The organism is uncultured Psychrobacillus sp., assembly GCF_938022135.1.
Classification (GTDB): domain Bacteria; phylum Bacillota; class Bacilli; order Bacillales_A; family Planococcaceae; genus Psychrobacillus.
The window spans coordinates 38,481-55,892 of sequence record NZ_CALIED010000066.1; the positions used below are offsets into that span (position 1 = coordinate 38,481).

Below are 17,412 nucleotides of genomic sequence, written 5' to 3' on the forward strand. Positions count from 1 at the left end.
TTAATATTTAAATTTTCAAAATATATACCATATCGAAACATTGGATAGCTTTTAAAGGATGTATTATAATTTACTGTGCTACATCAATGAAGATAATTAAATGAGGAGCTATACATAATGAAAAAATTTATGAACCAACCCGAGAATATGGTGATGGAAATGTGTAACGGATTAGTCCTAGCACATCCAGAGCTAGAATTTTTAAAGAAGTATAAAATTATTAAAAAGAAAACGATTGATCATAACAAAGTTAGCTTAATTAGTGGTGGAGGTAGCGGACATGAGCATGCACACGCTGGATTTGTAGGCAAAGGCATGCTAGATGCTGCTGTTTGCGGAGATGTATTTGCCTCCCCTTCTCAAATCCAAGTGTACCAAGCTATTAAGGCAACAGCTGGTGAAAAAGGTCTTTTAATGATCATCAAAAACTATAGCGGTGATATGATGAATTTTAAAAATGGAGCTGCTTTAGCCAAAGAAGATGGTATACAAGTGGACTATGTGAAGGTAGACGATGATATTGCTGTAGAAGACAGCTTGTATACAGTAGGAAGACGAGGAGTTGCTGGTACTGTTTTTGTACACAAATTAGCCGGAGCTGCTGCAGCGGAAGGTAAAGATTTAAATGAAGTCAAAATTGTGGCCGAAAAAGCTGCAACTAACGTACGGAGCATTGGTGTAGCTTTTACATCTTGTACCGTGCCTGCAAAAGGAACACCAACCTTTAAATTAGCTGATGACGAAATAGAATACGGTGTAGGTATTCATGGAGAGCCTGGTATAAAACGAGAAAAAATGCTTTCTGCGGATGAGCTAGCAGATCGAATGACCACTGACCTTATAAAAGATTTAGGTATTAACGAAGAGGATGAAATTGCAGTATTAGTAAATGGCTTTGGAGCAACTCCTTTACAAGAATTGTACTTGTTAAACAACTCCGTTACGCGAGTACTATCACAAAAGAACATTAAAGTGAATCGCATGTTCGTAGGCAATTATATGACGAGCATCGATATGGCCGGGGCTTCTCTAACATTTCTAAAATTAGATGATGAACTAAAGGAATTACTTTCAAAACCTAGTGACACACCAGCCTTTAAAGTAGACGGACCAGTTGATCCAATTGAATATACGGAAGTGTTAGAGGAAAAGACAGATAAGCTCGTATCCTTTAAAACTGAAACGGATGAAGACTATGCGGTAATACAGAATGAAAAATTAAACTTACACAACATGATTTACTTAATAGACAAAATGAGTGAAGTTATTATACAAAACGAGGTGCCTTTCTGCGAATTAGATTCCCATGCTGGAGACGGTGATTTTGGGATGAGTGTGGCTAAAGGTTTTAAGCAATTGAAAAGAGAATGGAATGACATTATTCAGCAGCGTGACCTAAACATCGGATCGTTTTTACACAGTTGTTCCCTAGTAATTATGGAATATTGCGGAGGAGCATCAGGACCTATTTGGGGATCTGCATTTAGAGCGGCTGGAAAAGCAACAATGGGTAAGAATGACTTGTCTATAGCTGAGTTCGCTGACATGCTCCAGGAAGCTGTAAAAGGAATTCAAACTACTGGAGAACGTTCCTTTGGGCGAGGTGCAGAGGTTGGAGATAAGACACTGATCGATGCTTTAATACCTTGTGTAGAGTCTTGGATGGATAGTGTCTCTACAGAAAAAACATTTAAAAAAGCCTTTGAACAAGGAGCTGCTGCTGCAGTTGAAGGTGCCGAAAAGACAAAAGACATTGTAGCTCGTATGGGACGAGCAGGCACAGTAGGTGAACGAAGCCTCGGTTACCCTGATGCAGGAGCCTATGGGTTAGGAGTAATCTTTACCGAGCTTTCCAACTCTATCAAATAACTATAAACGACCTATCTCTCCATAAGGAGGATAGGTCGTTTTAAATTATATTCTTTATATTTTTACATTGGTAATCAATTCAATACTTTTTCTCTTTTTACTACGCTTTTTCTCTTACTAGATAAGATTCTCTCTAATCGATTACGGTTATACCGTTGTGCGATTATAATTGGACCATTGAATAAAAAGGCATACAGAACCATGACCCATCCTGCCCACAAAGGATTCCAAAGAAAAAAGAAAATGGAAGGTAAGATGGATAGCCAATGGGTTAGTTCTGCCCTTCTTGACTCTATTAAAAACTTGAAAAGGTAATCCCTATTTTTACTTATAAGACTCTTTTTCTCAAAGCCCTTTTGGATGATTTTTGTTCCATCTGGTATCAGATGCTTCCATTTTTTAACTTGGAAAAGTCGTGACCATAGCTGATTTGATTTTTCCCATTCTCTAATACGATATAAATTATTATCATTTTCAAATTTACTTGAAGGAATAGCCGCCATGCAAAGCGATATAGCTATATGAAAAAAAGTCCATGCTACTATATCTATTAAAATAGTTTCCATTATAGGTAACTCTACCAGCTGTATTGGATTCCCCTTATACATTTATTTTTCTACCCTTCCAAGTAACCGTACGAAACAGCTTTGTTCGCACCAGTGACCAGGAAAAGATTCCAATAAAAAAGAAAAATAATATTGGATAAATTATAAATACATAAAATCTAAAGTTACCAGTACGGCGTGCCATTAAATAGACTTGTATCATAAATCCTACATAACAAATACAGGCAATAGCAATCCATGAGACAGAACCAATATAAAATCCTAATATCAGTAATGCAATGGGAAGAAAGCTTCCACTGATCCAAGTACTTATTAACGACATTACAAGTGGATGCGTAGACCGAGAGGCAGTACCAAAATTTTTTGTCCATCCTTCTATTAATGAGTTCATGCCTTCCGGATACATTTGAAAGTTAAGTACTCCTCTACCGCTAATACATCGCACTGGTATACCAATTTTTTTAAAAGCCTTCGCAAGCTCAAAATCATCCATAATCGCTTCACCAACAACAAAATGTCCTCCAGCATCCATATAGTCCTTTCGGGATGTAAGAATACAGGGACCGAATGCTCCAGCACTTTCCAATCGAGTACTCCACACAGTAAAGACATTCATGCCAGTTATCACAATAATATTAAAAATGGCAGAAAAGTTTTCATACAGCTTATTAACCTTGTGATAAGGCTGGACTGATAAAATTCCACTCGCTCCTTGCGACTGATAATTTAATGCTAGAGTTTTTAAACTATTCTCATGCTCCAGCCTTGTGTCAGCATCCAAAAATAATAACCAATCTCCAGTTGCAGCCTTTGAGCCGATCCAGCAAGCCGCAGATTTTCCCTTCCAGCTAAGGTCTCCCTCATGGGTTTGTATAACCCTGCCTCCAAATTCATTCGCAATTTGTACTGTCCTGTCAGTGGATTCATCATCAACAACAATAATTTCCTTCGGCTTTAGAGACTGTTTTTGTAATGATTCTAGCAATGGCTGTAAGCGACCTTCTTCATTTCTTGCTGGAATGATAACTGTTATAGAAGGGTTTCCAGATAGTTCTTCTTTTATTTGTCCCGGTACTGGGATTTTCCAAAGCATCAGAACACCACAAACCATTGCTAGGATGAGAAAAGCAACTATAATCATAAAAAGTAACTGTAACATAAGCCCACCTCTTCCTTATGATTCCTTTCTGTCTCTCTCCTCTATCATCCCGCTCACCTGCTGACCACTTAGTGTAACCATAGGCATACCGCCACCTGGATTCACTGTGCCGCCTACAAAGTATAAATTATCGTATAGTTCACTATGCTTTGGGTTCTTAAAACCGTGATTTTTCTTTTTCGAGGAAACTGTTCCATAAATAGAACCTCGATGGGAATAATACGTACGTTCAATGTCATGTGGTGTCCACATATCCTCCGTGACAATATGCTGTCGAAGCCCTTCCAATCCCATTTTTTCAAGCTTAATCAATACTCGTTCTCTTAGCTCTAAATAATCGTTATCCGTAAAGGGCTTATCTTGTATATAAGGAATATGAGGTAATATTTTTATATTTTCATGTCCAGGAGGCGCCTGACTTGGGTCTGTTTTATTTGTATTTACCAAATAAATCGTTGGATCATCAGGTAGCTCATAGCGATGGAAAACCTGATCCATTTGTTCCTTCAAGTTATCCGAAAAGAAAAAGTTATGGTGAGCTAATTGAGGATATTTTTTATTAACCCCTAGATGTAATACTAAACCCGAGCTTGAAGGTTCAAACTTATTTTCTAGCTTTTCTACATAGGCTGGCTCTTCTTCTAGTAACTTTTCATATGCTGGAATTACCTCCATATTAGAGATAAAATAATCTGCACTAACTCTTGTTCCATCGGCAAGCTCTGCAGAAGCAATACGCTTGGCTCCGTCTCTATGTAATTGCTTTACCTCTTTTCCAGTGTGGAAGGATATGCCAAGCTCCTTACCAAGCTTCACCATCCCACGGGCGATTCCATGCATACCTCCTGGAACATACCATACACCCTGTGCATGCTGCATATAAATCATCATATTTAGTACTGCGGGTGCATCATACGGAGATGAGCCAACATACTTAATAAAGTAAGAAAGCATAGTTCTTAAATTAGGATTGCTTATTCTCTTTTTTATCCCATCATACATAGTAGAAAAATAATCAAAGCCTTTTAGTGACTCTATGAATCCATGCTGCTTAAATACGTCCATGGTGCTATCTAATCCTTTACCTAAATACCCTTCTTCTGTTACTTCATATATTCTTTTTGCATATAGAAGGAATGCCTCGTACTCTCGTATATCCTTTGCTGACAAGCTCATATTTTCCTTTGCCATCTTTTCAAGATCCCCGTATAGATCAATAGTTGTTCCATCTGTAAAAAAGGAACGCCACTCATGTTCTAATCTAAATGCCGATATATAATCCGACATATTACGGTCACTACGTGTAAATAGTCGGTTAAAGATATGTGGCATTGTAAGAATAGAGGGTCCTAAATCAAATCCAAAACCATCTTGTTCTAGTCGATTTAGCTTTCCGCCTAGATGATTGTTTTTCTCATAAAGGGAAACGGAATAGCCTGCCTGAGCCAATGAAATAGCCGCAGATAAACCACCTAATCCTCCACCTATTATTACGACAGTCTTTTGTTTTTCTACCATTATGAAAGCACCTTCCTATTCACTACAAAACGAGCTGCCTGATAAATTTTTTGCATCTCAATTGGTGAAACATAATTTTTTACATGAAAACAATCATAATTATTTTTTCTCACCGCATTTAATATTCCCCGATAAACCTTTGCTGCTAGTAATACTTGAAAACGACTATCCTCATCAAAATAAAAGATAGAATGAAAGAAATTGTCGTATAACTCCTCCGCATGTTGCGCTAGGGATTCCCAAATGCGAATAAAACTGGAGTTAATCGTGGCATTCTTTAAATGATCCGCGCTGTATAACTCTGAAGCTAAAAGAGACTGAGGTATATAAATTCTATTTTTTATCTGGTAATCTTCGCCGATGTCTCGCAGAATATTCGTAATTTGCATAGCTATACCAAGGCTAATAGCCTGCTCTGTTAAATCTATGCTACTGCCTTGTGCAAGGACAGGCAAAAGCATTAAGCCAACTGCTCCAGCTACATAATAGCTGTATTTCTCCAATTCCTTAAGCGTCATTGGTTCAGTAAAATTTATATCCATCCGCTGACCCTCCAATTGCTCATAAAAGGGTTCAATGCTCATGTTATATCTATTAAATACGTCCCGAAGTGCTAGCCACATTGGATGTTGAATTTCTTCCCCTTTCTCAAAAAGCTGCAGCTCCTTTTTTAAGCGTTCCAGTTCTTCCTGTTGTCTAACCTTGGAACCATTCTCGTCGACACTGTCGTCTGCTCTCCTGCAAAAAGTATAAATAGCAAATACAGCATTCGCTTTGTCCTCTGGCAGCTGACTAAAAGCGAAATAAAAGCTCTTCGAGTTCTTTTTAATGATTTCTTCGCAATACCGATAGTAATCCTTTACTGTTGTATCCTGTTTTCTCACCAAATCCTTCGCCTCCTTCTAATATTTATAGGACTTGCGCATCCTCTCTCATAGCCTGCTAATAACAATAGCTGGACAATAATTGGAGCAAGCGAACAAGATTTTCATAGTTTCACTTTTTTAATTGGTCACAAGTTCTGGAAAGCCCGCTTTATTTTTTTCTTTTATTCCATCATCCAATAACAGTTCTTCGGTTGCGATCTTAGCAGAGAGTAAGACGATAGGCACTCCTGCTCCTGGATGCGTGCTACTTCCAGTAAAATATAGATTTTCACAGTTTTTTGCTTTACTCTGTGGACGCATATGGTTGCTTTGCGTCAGTGTTGGCTGTAGACCAAAGCAAGCACCGTTATATGCATTAAATTTCGACTCAAAATCTAATGGAGTCATATACGTTTCAGAAACAATTTCCTCTTCAATATTTTCTAACCCTTTAACATTCTTTAGAGAATCCATTACTTTTTTCCGATAATATTGAACCGTTTCATCTGTCCATTCATACTTCGAGGAAGATAGCTCAGGAACTGGCACAAGAATATAAAGCCCGTCCTTTCCTTCTGGTGCAAGACTAGGATCTAATTTAGAGCCTACGTAAACATAGAAAGAAGGCTGCTCCAACTTGTTCCCATCAAAAATATCAGTGAGGTTCTTCTCTAACTCTTCAGTGATAAAGAAATTGTGTACATTGTCCAGTTCATCGTATTTTCGATCCATTCCTAAATACATCACGAAGCAGGAACAGGAATATTTCATACTATCTATTTTTTTATCCGTATACTTTCCTTTGGATTTAGTATCCTTGACTAAATTTTTCATTGCATAAGGGAAATCAGCATTGCACATAACAAAATCAGAAAGAACTTCTTTTCCTTTTACTCGGATACCATAAGCCTGTTGATCTTTTATAAGAACCTCATCTACAGATGCATTGTAATAAACTTTGCCACCTAGTTCCTTAAATAACCGCTCCATTGAGGAAGCCATTGTATACATTCCACCTTTGATAAACCAAACTCCATAAAGCATTTCTATCATTGGGATAATTGTGTATAAAGAAGGTCCATTGTATGGCGACACTCCTATGTATAACGTTTGAAAGCTGAGAATTTGCTTTATGCGTTCATTCTTTACATACTTCCCGATAAAATGGTCTGCACTATCAAACGTTTTTAGCTTAAGCATTTGACGAATCGTATTTGGATTATAAAAATCAGTGAAGTTACGGAAAGGTCTTTGAAGAAAATGATTTTTTGCTACAAGATAACGTTGGTAAATTTCCTGAAGATAGTTTAAAAAGCCTTTTGAATCTTCCTCTGATATATTCTCTAGCGTCTTCATAAGCTCTACCAAATCAGAAGAGATGTCGTATTTTTCCTCCGCCTTTGCTCCGAAGTAAGTTGAATACATCGGATCAATTTTTTGCATAGGGATATAATCGTCCGGATCTCTTCCAGTTAACTCAAATACTTCCCTATATAGCTCAGGCATCATCACAATACTCGGCCCAAGATCAAATTGATAACCATCCATGTCAATTCGATTCATTTTGCCACCTGGTAAAGCCTCCTTTTCATATAACTCCACTTCATATCCAGCATGCTGAAGGCGAATGGCACTTGCTAATCCAGCTACCCCTGCTCCAATAACTACTACTCTCTTTTTACTTTTTGGCATTATTTATTCTTCCTCTCCGTCAAATATTGTCTTTATCCTACAAACGTTATTTGTTTTAATTATTCACAAACATTATACAAAAGTCAATCAATTTGTATAACCTTTATTTGTTTTACATTATACAAACATTATATAAAATTATTTCTTTCTATTATAAAATTAAAAAAACCCCCTTGTGCTCCTTTAGCACAAGAGGGTTCTATACTATGATTTATTATTCACTTTTTTCGTGAATTATTTTTTTGTGTCGCTTGATCAGCCTTTTTAAATTCCTGCTGATACAAAACTTCTTGAGTTGATGTTAAACCATTGTCTTTTACAGTTAATTGCTCATGTGGCGGTTTACGGTCTGGCATCATACCACTCCTTTCAAAGTATATTATTATGTTGTTCTTTGAAAGGAGAGATATACTACATCATGCTAATTTTAAAAAAGTATAATAATCCTGTCAGGGATATGTTATCCAACTTTTACTTATATCATGCACTTCAGCTATTAATCTTGTTTTAATTCAACATTATCGAGCAACGTACGAACTTCATCCGTTGACTTTGTATTCATCAATTGATTTCTTAATTCACTTGCCCCTGGGAAGCCTTTAACATATATTTTGAAGAAACGATGAAGTGCCGAGATGGAGCGTGGCAATTCCTCTGCATATTTGTCCTGTAAATCCAGCTGCAACCTTAAAAGGTCAAGGTATTCCTGTGTACTATGCTCTTTTGGCTCTTTTTCAAATGCAAACGGATTTTTAAAAATACCGCGTCCAATCATAACTCCATCCACGCCATATTGTTCTACTAGCTTAAGCCCTGTTTCTCTATCAGGGATATCACCGTTTATAGTTAAAAGCGTGTTTGGCGCAATACGATCACGTAGCTTTTTAATTTCTGGAATCAGCTCCCAATGTGCGTCAACTTGGCTCATTTCCTTTCTAGTACGTAAATGAATAGAAAGGTTCGCAATATCTTGTTCAAGAATATGCGTTAGCCATTCTTGCCATTCATCTATTTCTGTATATCCAAGTCTTGTCTTCACACTTACTGGCAATCCACCAGCTTTTGCTGCTTCTATAAGTTCAGCTGCTGTGTCTGGACGAAGAATTAGACCGCTGCCCTTTCCTCTTGTTGCTACATTCGGTACAGGACAGCCCATATTTATATCAATACCTTTAAAACCTAGCTCAGCCATTCCGATACTCATTTGACGGAAAAATTCGGGTTTATCTCCCCAAATATGCGCAACCATTGGCTGTTCGTCCTCAGTAAAAAGTAATCTTCCGCGCACACTTTTTTGGCCCTCTGGATGACAATAGCTCTCCGTGTTTGTAAATTCCGTAAAGAAGACATCAGGTCTACCTGCTTTACTAACAACTTGACGAAAAACTACATCTGTCACATCTTCCATTGGTGCAAGTACAAAAAAAGGTTTAGGCAATTCCTGCCAAAAATTTTTAGTCATATTTATATTCCAACCCTCTCGTAATGGGATTCATCTTCAACCACAGATCCCAGTGTTATTAAAAATTATGATTTAATTTACATATAAAAAGTTATTGCACATATAAAGAGAGCTATAAAGATCTCGTTTGGCTAGGCAATAAAGTCATTTTTATAGTATAACCTAGCTTTTTCAATTTATCTTCATACATGTTTCTCTTATAAAGATTTTCATTTTGCAAGAAGTAAATTTGGTAGTTCTGCTCTTTATTTATTTCGTTTAGTGACACATTTAAAACAAGGAGTCAAAAGACAGAAAAAATGCCCCAAACCCCTTTATATAAAAGGATTTGAAGCACTTTTAGTTAGGTTCAAACTTCGATCACCTGAACCAATCTACGTCCCAGGAGAGATTCGAACTCCCGACCGACGCCTTAGAAGGGCGTTGCTCTATCCAGCTGAGCTACTGAGACAATATTTTCTTTCCGAATTAAAATACTGGAAAGACAATATTTATTATCATGTATATTTGATTTATTGTCAAGGGTATTAATCATTTTTTATAAATTAATAAGGAAAAAAGAACATTATTTCCTATCCTATCCCCTTATTTCCTACAGAAGAAGCAATTAAGCTATTCAATTGTTTCTTTAAATGCTTTTCTCCCTGTATAAACTTTATTAACTTCTATCGTTATACTGCTAATAGAGCTTTCTGTCAAAGGAACTTTGCCATCCTTCTGTACTTTTTTCCAATTCTTCACATCACTTCTATATAAATATTCTGATAGACGATAAATATCCACGTCTTTTTCCAGTCCTTCTAAATAGGTTTCTTCGATTTCTTTTTTAATTTGTTTCTTCACAAATTGTCGAATCTCTTTCTCTGTAATCTTCCCCTCAAAGCTACTTAGTAAAGCATTCATATTTAATTTCACTTCAAATTTCACTTCGTCGCCTTGTACTTTAGGCTTTACTTTTATTTTGAGATTATCTATCGTAATCGAAACAAACTTATCATTACGAGGAATCGTAATTTCCCCTTTTTTTGTTTCCTTAGTCATCCATTGTAATCCATTAATTTTTTCGCCTGAGATAAAGCCTTTAAATTCGTCTGGAGTAACGACACCTACACCCTCGAATTTCGGTAGTTTATCTTTTTCTTTTTCATTCTCCCAATTATCGTCTATTTTCACATAGGGTATGTTTACTTCGTAACTAGGTTCATTTAAACGGATAACAAGCTTCCGAAAATCTATTGGTTCTATAAAGGACTCTTGTTGGTATGAACTCATAGGATCGGCTAGTTTAAGTCTAGTCATGGCACTGTTAAAAAGAGGATTTAACAACATAATTTCACCGATAGGATCTTTCGTTGTATATACCCACGTTTGATATCTAATCTCTCTAAATCTTAAAAAGGCGTTAATAACAATATTAGCTCTTCCTTCTTTCAGTGCTTCCTCAGAAAGAACCATATACGTCATATGTCCCCAGAAAAGCTTCAAATCCATTGATTTATATAATTCGAAGAATGCCTCTTCTATGGTGTCACCTTTAGCCTTTCCAACTTCCACCTGAATAGCATCCTGGTTTGGTTGCTCAGTCTTTGCAATATTGATGAAGTCGATGATTTGAGCATGTATTTCATACTTATCCTCTTTATAATCTATCCCTATTGCATAAATGTATCGTATTCTATTTGGTTCATCCACATCCCAACAGCTGGTAAGTAAAGGTAGAACTAAGCAAAGAATGCACAACCGTTTAGTTATTCTCTTCATCATCTTCTCCTCCAATTCGAGTAGAATCCTGAGGACTTAAAGCATGTGGGCGCTCTTTATAGTTTTTGGGTGCTGACCTTATAAGCGACTTTTTAATGGTAGCCCAACTCAAATCGGTTGCAATATTCATATATGGAACTCCAAATATTCTAATACTTGATAAATAAAGAAGTAAAAAATATAAAGAAATAAAAAACCCAAACAACCCTAATATAGAAGTAATCAGTATGAGTATGATTCGAACTATACTTACAGCTGTGACAAGCGACTGATTCACTAAAGTGAAGGTAGCGATGGTAGATATAGCTATCACCACAATCATGGCGGGGCTTGTTAAACCTGCTCTTATAGCTGCATCCCCTACAATTAGGCCACCTACCACACTAATGGTTCCTCCGATTACAGTTGGCAATCGTAAGCCTGCCTCCCTAAATAACTCGAACATAACTAGCATCGTCAGCATTTCAAGGGCTGAAGGCAACGGAAGTCCAGAATTATTTTGAACAACAGTGGCTAGTAATTGAAAGGGTAGTTGGTCCTGATGAAAAGTAGTAAGCGCTAGCCAAAAGGCAGGTAAGGCTAATCCTATCATTAGACCAATTATTCTCAGAACTCTTTCAGCACTACTAAAAGCCATCGGATATTCTACGTCTTCCCCTGATTTTAATAGCAAAAATAAGTTGACTGGGGTTATTACTACATAAGCCACGCCATCAACTAGAATAAGAAACCTTCCCCTTACCAAGGCTTGTACAGCAAAATCTGGCCTTCCAGTATAATCATTTCTAGGGAAGATGGGAGATTTTTTATTTATTTTTTCCAGCAAAAGTTCTCCACTAAAAACAATATCAATATCCACTTCCTTTAATTGACTCATAATATCCTTTAGGATGTCCTTGCTAGCAATATCATCCATATAAAGTACAGCAACTGTTGTCTTTGATCTTTTTCCTAGTTCCAGTTTTTCCACATTCAAGGAGTTTGTAGGTAATCTTTTTCTTATTAAAGCAATATTAACCGAAATATCCTCAATAAAATTATCCCTTGGCCCCTTAATAAGTACTTCCATCCTGGATTCCTCAGGACTTCTATTAGGCTTTTTAGCAATATTACTTGAAAATGTTAGATTTTCATTCTCAATATGAAGAATTAGATAACCATTAAATATTCTAGTGATTATATCTTCTTTTGCCTCTACCTTTTGTAAATCTGGTATATGAAGCTTATTCAAAATGAACTCCTCAAGTGGTTCCTCGCCAACCTCAGTGCACATTTTTTGTATCCGAGGAACAATGGTTTCATTTAGTAGTTGGAGATCGGTCATAGCATCACAGGTAATGAAATGGACTTTATATTTCCCATAGTTATACAACTGAAAAATGACATCTTCATTCTTCTTGAATAGTTCTTTTATTGTTTGAAGATCCAGTTTCTCCTCCGTTGGTTTCACTTTGTTTCCCTCCTTTCATACGTCTTTTCTCTTTTTTTGTTGTTTTTTTATGAAAAAAAGCTATCAAGAACAAGAAGATTGATACTAGTAAAAAGAACACGAAAGTAGTTATAAGAAAGTAGTTACCTTTAATGAAAAGAAATAAATTGTCGTTTATTAACGTTAAAATCATACAAATGATAAAGAACGCTGGGGCTAAGATGAACCATACAGGCTTCTTGTTTTTCATTTTAAGAAGGTCAATTGTGATGAATAAAAGCAGCCCAACACGTATAAAGGCACCAGTTAACCATTGGTAGATGGAAAAAAAGTCAAGATGTTCGATGAACTGCCCAATAGTAACTAAACCCCATTCCTCATATGCCGGATAATTTTGTTCCGCGGCCTCGTGTGGACCAAACTCTGTAATGGCTCCCAGTAAAGGGCCTAAAGTTAGCCCCATTAACAAGAAAAGGATAATGGCAAAATGGTACCATCTCATTTTGTCTTTAATATGTTGCTGTAAAAAGAGAAGTAGTATTAGCTCGATATAACCTGCAGCAGGAAATATACTGGCTTTTAGCACAGGCTCCCAGCCATGCTCTAAAAAAGGTCGGATCAATGAATAATCCTTCACCTGAATGTTCACAAAGGCAACAAAAAATCCTAAAACTAAAACACCAAACAAGACCATAACATTTACTATTGCAATAGTTTGGATATTACTAGTTGCTAATAGGATGCACAAAACAATATAAATTATTAATAAGACGATGATGGATGTCGTAGGCAAGAAGGTGGTTTTCACCCACTGCATCGCTTCACGCATGGTAAAGGCTGCCAATACGAACAGATAGATCCCTACTACGTAACGAAAGATTGTACTAGTTTTGGGACCTGTTGCCTCCTGAAGCCACTCCATCAAGGGCCTTTGTTTCGCTTGCTTATAAATATAAACAAGTATAAAAATCCAGAAGCTCATAACTACTGCAGCCAGTATGACAGACATCCACCCATCTCTACCCCCAACCTCTAAAATGGGTGGTAGAATAGTGACATGATTTTTTAATCCAATCATCGTCATGGATAAAGCAACAATATGTAAAATACTTATCGGACCGACTCTTTTCAAATTCATACCTTCTAACGTTTTATAATACTTTCTAGTTTTGACAACTTTTAAAGCGTTTATAAGGTAAAATAGATATAAATTTGAGAACTATTCTTAAGCAACTATATTAGCTATGTTAAAGGGTAGGGTTGATTTATGATGCAAAGAAATCTTAAATCAGAGAGTAGATTTGATTTTTCGCCCCAGCCGGACGCTTTCCTCGGGGTAGGGATTCTTCTAAAACAAAAAGAGCAAGCTATATTAATAGCTCACTCTTTTGCAAAATACTTATTCAACTACTGAATAGTTTCCGTGCTCCATGGAAATTACATATTCAGGCTTCGGTGGTTTTCCACCGTGTTCTTTAATTTTATTTTTGTGACCAGCGATATGTTCAGGGCTCTTTTCCCATGCTTTCCATGCCTCTTCTGATTCCCAGCGAACGATCATTACTACTTCTTCTTCACCACGGCGAACGTTTTTCACTAAAAGTTCACGTCCGATAAAACCTTCTCTTTGTTCAATTAAAGATGGTCCTTGATCTGGTTTTTTCTTAAAGCGTTCTAGTACCTTATCTGAGTTTCCTTCTGTTACTGTCCATTTGCGAATTTGTACGAACATTGTCATCCCTCCAAATTATTACGAATATATGTAATATCTTTCTTATTACTGTCCTGATTCTTCCACTTCATTCTGTTGATCTTTTTCGTCAACTTCTACTAATTCAAATAACTGGGCAAATTCATCCATTAACATTTCTACAGCCTTTAGCTCCCCCACTAACACTGAGTTCACGGATTGTAGCTCTGGAGTAGCGAGCTGTCTTTTTAGAGAATTAGATTTAGTTTGCATTATCTCATAGAAGGCCAAAGCTCTTCCCCGACGAAACGTTTTTGCTCCACGTCTTTTTCCACTACCTCTACAAGGACCATTTCGGTCTTCACAGTGATCCGTGAGTCTTTCTCTATGGGAATCATTTTTCATTTTTCATCCCCCTAATGTATACATTCGTATACATAAAATTGTATACGAATGTATACATCCTGTCAATTTTAAGTAATGAAATCTGTATGTTTTGCTACCAGAAAAACAGATGCCATTAAAGCAGTGGATTACAGGCAAAGAAGCAAAAAGATAATAATTTCTTGTATTTAACGACTTCTCAAAAAAAGAAAAGCGCCTAAGACCCCCAACGTTAAAGGATTTTAAGCGCTTTTCTACCACGGTACCAACTTTCTAAACCTTGATACATCTGTTTACTTTTATACAATTAATCCTCTTTAACTGAAGCATCAACTGTTTCGTTATTAAAGTAGTTATTATACTTGTCCATGTCAAGACGGCCTTCCCATTTCGCCATGACTAATGCTGCTAATGTATTACCACATATGTTAACAACTGTACGCATCATATCTAATAGACGATCAATTCCAAGAATGAAAGCTAGCCCTTCTAAAGGAATACCTACTGCACCAAGTGTTGAAAGAAGCACGACAAACGATACTCCCGGCACACCTGCTATGCCTTTCGATGTGACCATTAACGTTAAAACTAAAATAATTTGATTTGATAAAGACAAATCAATATTGTACATTTGTGCAATGAATAATGCTGCAATTGCTTGGTATAAAGTAGAGCCATCTAAATTAAACGAATAACCTGTTGGAATAACAAATGACCCAATATCTTTTGGTACACCTGCTTTTTCTGTTTTCAGCATAATACGCGGCAATACAGTTTCCGAGCTTGCAGTGGAAAATCCTAATATGAGCTCGTCTTTAATCATTTTAATAATGCGGAATATGCTTAACCCAACAATTTTAGCCGTTATGCCCAATACAACTACAATAAAGAAAATCATCGCAAAATAAACTAAAATCATTAGTTTCCCTAATGGAATTAAAGAAGATAACCCGAATGTGGAAACAGTCGTTGCGATTAATGCAAAAACACCAATTGGCGCAAATTTCATAATTAAATTCGTTACCCAGAACATCGCGTCAGCTACACCATGTGCTAATGCTAATACCGGTTTGCCTTTATCACCAATAGCTGCAACCCCTAGACCAAACAGTACGGAAAAGAAGATGATTGGCAACATGTCCCCTGCTGCCATTGAGGAGACAATGTTTGTCGGTACAATATTTACAATTGTATCCATTATGCTATGATCTTCTTTAGACATTTCTTCTGTTGTTTCCACATACGAAGAAATATCTCCTTTTGTTAACTCATTCATATCGACACCGCTACCAAACTGCGTTATATCAGCTAATAATATACCTAGAATAATGGCAACCGTTGTAATGATTTCAAAATAAACAAGTGTTTTAACACCAAGTTTTCCAACCTGTTTTAAAGAACCTTGACCGGCTACACCAACAATTAATGTCGAAATAATAATTGGGACTACAATCATTTTAATCATATTCATGAAAATTGTACCGAATGGAGAAAGGTATTTTAAAATAATATCATTTCCATAAAATATACCGCCAACAATAATACCTAATATCAAGCCGATTAAGATTTGCCAAGCTAGCCCAATTCTTATACGATTTTTCTTTTTCATTTCTTTATACCCCCCCTTATTACTGTGCATAAAAATAAACTATCTTAAAATAATATATTGTTTTTTATTATACTAGAATATTATATAAGAGTGAAATTATTAGCTCTATGAAAATAATGGTAATAGCATTTAAATTTTTATGACTATAAAGATAATATATCTATGCATACCGCTACTCACAGATTATCTATTATGTACAGCCACCTTGCTCGTAGGAGTATTTTTTTATCGTTCATGGCCATATTTCTATGGCTTGGCTTTTGATTCTTGCTTGTATATTTTATACGTTTGGCAATATTCTAATCGACTATAGCTGTGCTCCTTTTTCCTATTCGTATACCCAAGATCATTATAGTAAAAAAAGGTTAAGCGATATTTAGAGGGCATTTACTACAACAATTGATAGCAATTTTATGTAGAGTGTTTATGCTGATTTATTATATAGCCTCTAATTGTTATGGCATTTGGCAATGTCTTTTATGCGTATTCTTTCAAAAACCGATATTCTTAGGCCCATTTATTATGGAATTAGTTTAAATGCTTCATTGAATTATAAGCAGCTTAGGTTGAAAGTAAGGCTCCTTCAGCTTATAGAGAATATATTAGAGATCTTCTCAATAATTGGTGGATCAACATTACTCTAGGTTCAGCAAAAAACAAAAAAGCACCTCAAATCCTTGAAAATAAAGGATTTGAGGTGCCTTTTAATTGATTTAAAATTATTTCTGAACCCATTTACGTCCCAGGAGAGATTCGAACTCCCGACCGACGCCTTAGAAGGGCGTTGCTCTATCCAGCTGAGCTACTGAGACCAAGTACTCCCCCACCACACAGATAGGAAAGACAAGATTTATTATATAATGATAACAAATGATTGTCAACACTACTTTTATGAAAAATTGAAAGTGACTTCTTCTAACAGATTATGGTCAGAGGAGAAGAATAGAACTTGCCAACGATCTTTTTGTTTTTCAATAATTGAATAGCTCTTTTCCTTGCGTCCCCTTGGCTGTTGAAGACTTCCTGGGTTCACAAACAAGATGCCGTTTTGAAGCTCAGCACCAAGTAAATGTGAATGGCCAAAGCAGACAATCGTCGCTCCTACTTCCTGCGCCCTATAATTGAGAGGCAATATCGTGGATTTGACTTGATGACGATGGCCATGAACGATTAAAATGGTTTGGTCTTCCAACGAAATAATTTTCTCCTCTGGAAATCCAAGATCATAATCACAATTCCCTTTAACAACGGAAACAGGTTTGTCCTCAAAAAAGGAAGCCTCTAACTCACTGTCCCCACAGTGAATGATTGCATCAACCTTTTCGGTATATAAACGGATTACCTCTTCCATAGCCGTTATTTCCTTATGCGTATCACTCATGACTAAAAGCTTCATCGAACAGCCAC

At 36.5% G+C, this 17,412-nt stretch carries 15 protein-coding genes and 2 tRNA genes; 1 reads left to right on the top strand and 16 read right to left on the bottom strand.

What is annotated here, in order from left to right; all coding sequences use genetic code 11:
* Positions 1-117 precede the first annotated feature (117 nt).
* Complete coding sequence (dhaK, locus tag Q0371_RS12620) at positions 118-1,869, top strand: dihydroxyacetone kinase subunit DhaK (protein WP_298471638.1); 1,752 nt, start codon at positions 118-120, stop codon at positions 1,867-1,869.
* A 74-nt stretch (positions 1,870-1,943) separates the two neighbouring features.
* On the opposite strand, the gene Q0371_RS12625 is transcribed toward dhaK, so the two are convergent.
* The 16 genes from Q0371_RS12625 to Q0371_RS12700 form a co-directional block, all read right to left on the bottom strand.
* The gene (locus Q0371_RS12625; protein ID WP_298471641.1) at positions 1,944-2,477 is read right to left on the bottom strand and encodes a glycosyl-4,4'-diaponeurosporenoate acyltransferase; all 534 of its coding nucleotides are present in this window, start codon (positions 2,475-2,477) and stop codon (positions 1,944-1,946) included.
* Positions 2,470-3,594: a glycosyltransferase gene (locus Q0371_RS12630; RefSeq protein ID WP_298471643.1), complete on the bottom strand. Its 1,125-nt coding sequence runs from the start codon at positions 3,592-3,594 to the stop codon at positions 2,470-2,472. The genes Q0371_RS12625 and Q0371_RS12630 overlap by 8 nt, the downstream gene beginning before the upstream one ends.
* 15 nt (positions 3,595-3,609) lie before the next feature.
* Complete coding sequence (gene crtI, locus Q0371_RS12635; RefSeq protein WP_298471646.1) at positions 3,610-5,112, bottom strand: phytoene desaturase family protein; 1,503 nt, start codon at positions 5,110-5,112, stop codon at positions 3,610-3,612.
* Complete coding sequence (locus Q0371_RS12640) at positions 5,112-5,996, bottom strand: phytoene/squalene synthase family protein (RefSeq protein WP_298471804.1); 885 nt, start codon at positions 5,994-5,996, stop codon at positions 5,112-5,114. Before Q0371_RS12640 ends, crtI (Q0371_RS12635) begins: the two co-directional genes overlap by 1 nt.
* Before the next feature lie 120 nt (positions 5,997-6,116).
* Complete coding sequence (gene crtI / locus Q0371_RS12645) at positions 6,117-7,670, bottom strand: phytoene desaturase family protein (RefSeq protein ID WP_298471648.1); 1,554 nt, start codon at positions 7,668-7,670, stop codon at positions 6,117-6,119.
* 218 nt (positions 7,671-7,888) lie between these two features.
* Positions 7,889-8,026, bottom strand: coding sequence for a YfhE family protein (locus Q0371_RS12650; protein ID WP_251553420.1), 138 nt, complete (start codon positions 8,024-8,026; stop codon positions 7,889-7,891).
* Positions 8,027-8,166: 140 nt separating this feature from the next.
* Positions 8,167-9,132, bottom strand: coding sequence for a tRNA-dihydrouridine synthase (locus Q0371_RS12655; RefSeq protein WP_169361004.1), 966 nt, complete (start codon positions 9,130-9,132; stop codon positions 8,167-8,169).
* 377 nt (positions 9,133-9,509) lie between these two features.
* Positions 9,510-9,583, bottom strand: a tRNA-Arg gene (locus Q0371_RS12660).
* Between the two features lie 161 nt (positions 9,584-9,744).
* Positions 9,745-10,896: a Ger(x)C family spore germination protein gene (locus tag Q0371_RS12665; protein ID WP_298471652.1), complete on the bottom strand. Its 1,152-nt coding sequence runs from the start codon at positions 10,894-10,896 to the stop codon at positions 9,745-9,747.
* Positions 10,877-12,343, bottom strand: a complete 1,467-nt coding sequence (locus tag Q0371_RS12670) for a spore germination protein (RefSeq protein WP_298471655.1) — start codon at positions 12,341-12,343, stop codon at positions 10,877-10,879. The genes Q0371_RS12665 and Q0371_RS12670 overlap by 20 nt, the downstream gene beginning before the upstream one ends.
* Positions 12,282-13,454 carry an endospore germination permease gene (locus Q0371_RS12675; protein WP_298471658.1) on the bottom strand — a complete coding sequence of 391 codons (1,173 nt, stop codon included), beginning with the start codon at positions 13,452-13,454 and terminating at the stop codon, positions 12,282-12,284. The genes Q0371_RS12670 and Q0371_RS12675 overlap by 62 nt, the downstream gene beginning before the upstream one ends.
* Positions 13,455-13,721: 267 nt before the next feature.
* Positions 13,722-14,054: an antibiotic biosynthesis monooxygenase gene (locus Q0371_RS12680; RefSeq protein WP_169361001.1), complete on the bottom strand. Its 333-nt coding sequence runs from the start codon at positions 14,052-14,054 to the stop codon at positions 13,722-13,724.
* 45 nt (positions 14,055-14,099) lie between these two features.
* Positions 14,100-14,417, bottom strand: coding sequence for a hypothetical protein (locus Q0371_RS12685; protein ID WP_205964137.1), 318 nt, complete (start codon positions 14,415-14,417; stop codon positions 14,100-14,102).
* 286 nt (positions 14,418-14,703) lie between these two features.
* Positions 14,704-16,005, bottom strand: coding sequence for a cation:dicarboxylase symporter family transporter (locus Q0371_RS12690; protein WP_251553415.1), 1,302 nt, complete (start codon positions 16,003-16,005; stop codon positions 14,704-14,706).
* A gap of 738 nt (positions 16,006-16,743) precedes the next feature.
* Positions 16,744-16,817 (bottom strand) — tRNA-Arg (locus Q0371_RS12695).
* A 77-nt stretch (positions 16,818-16,894) separates the two neighbouring features.
* Positions 16,895-17,401, bottom strand: a complete 507-nt coding sequence (locus tag Q0371_RS12700; protein WP_169360999.1) for a metallophosphoesterase — start codon at positions 17,399-17,401, stop codon at positions 16,895-16,897.
* Positions 17,402-17,412: the final 11 nt, after the last annotated feature.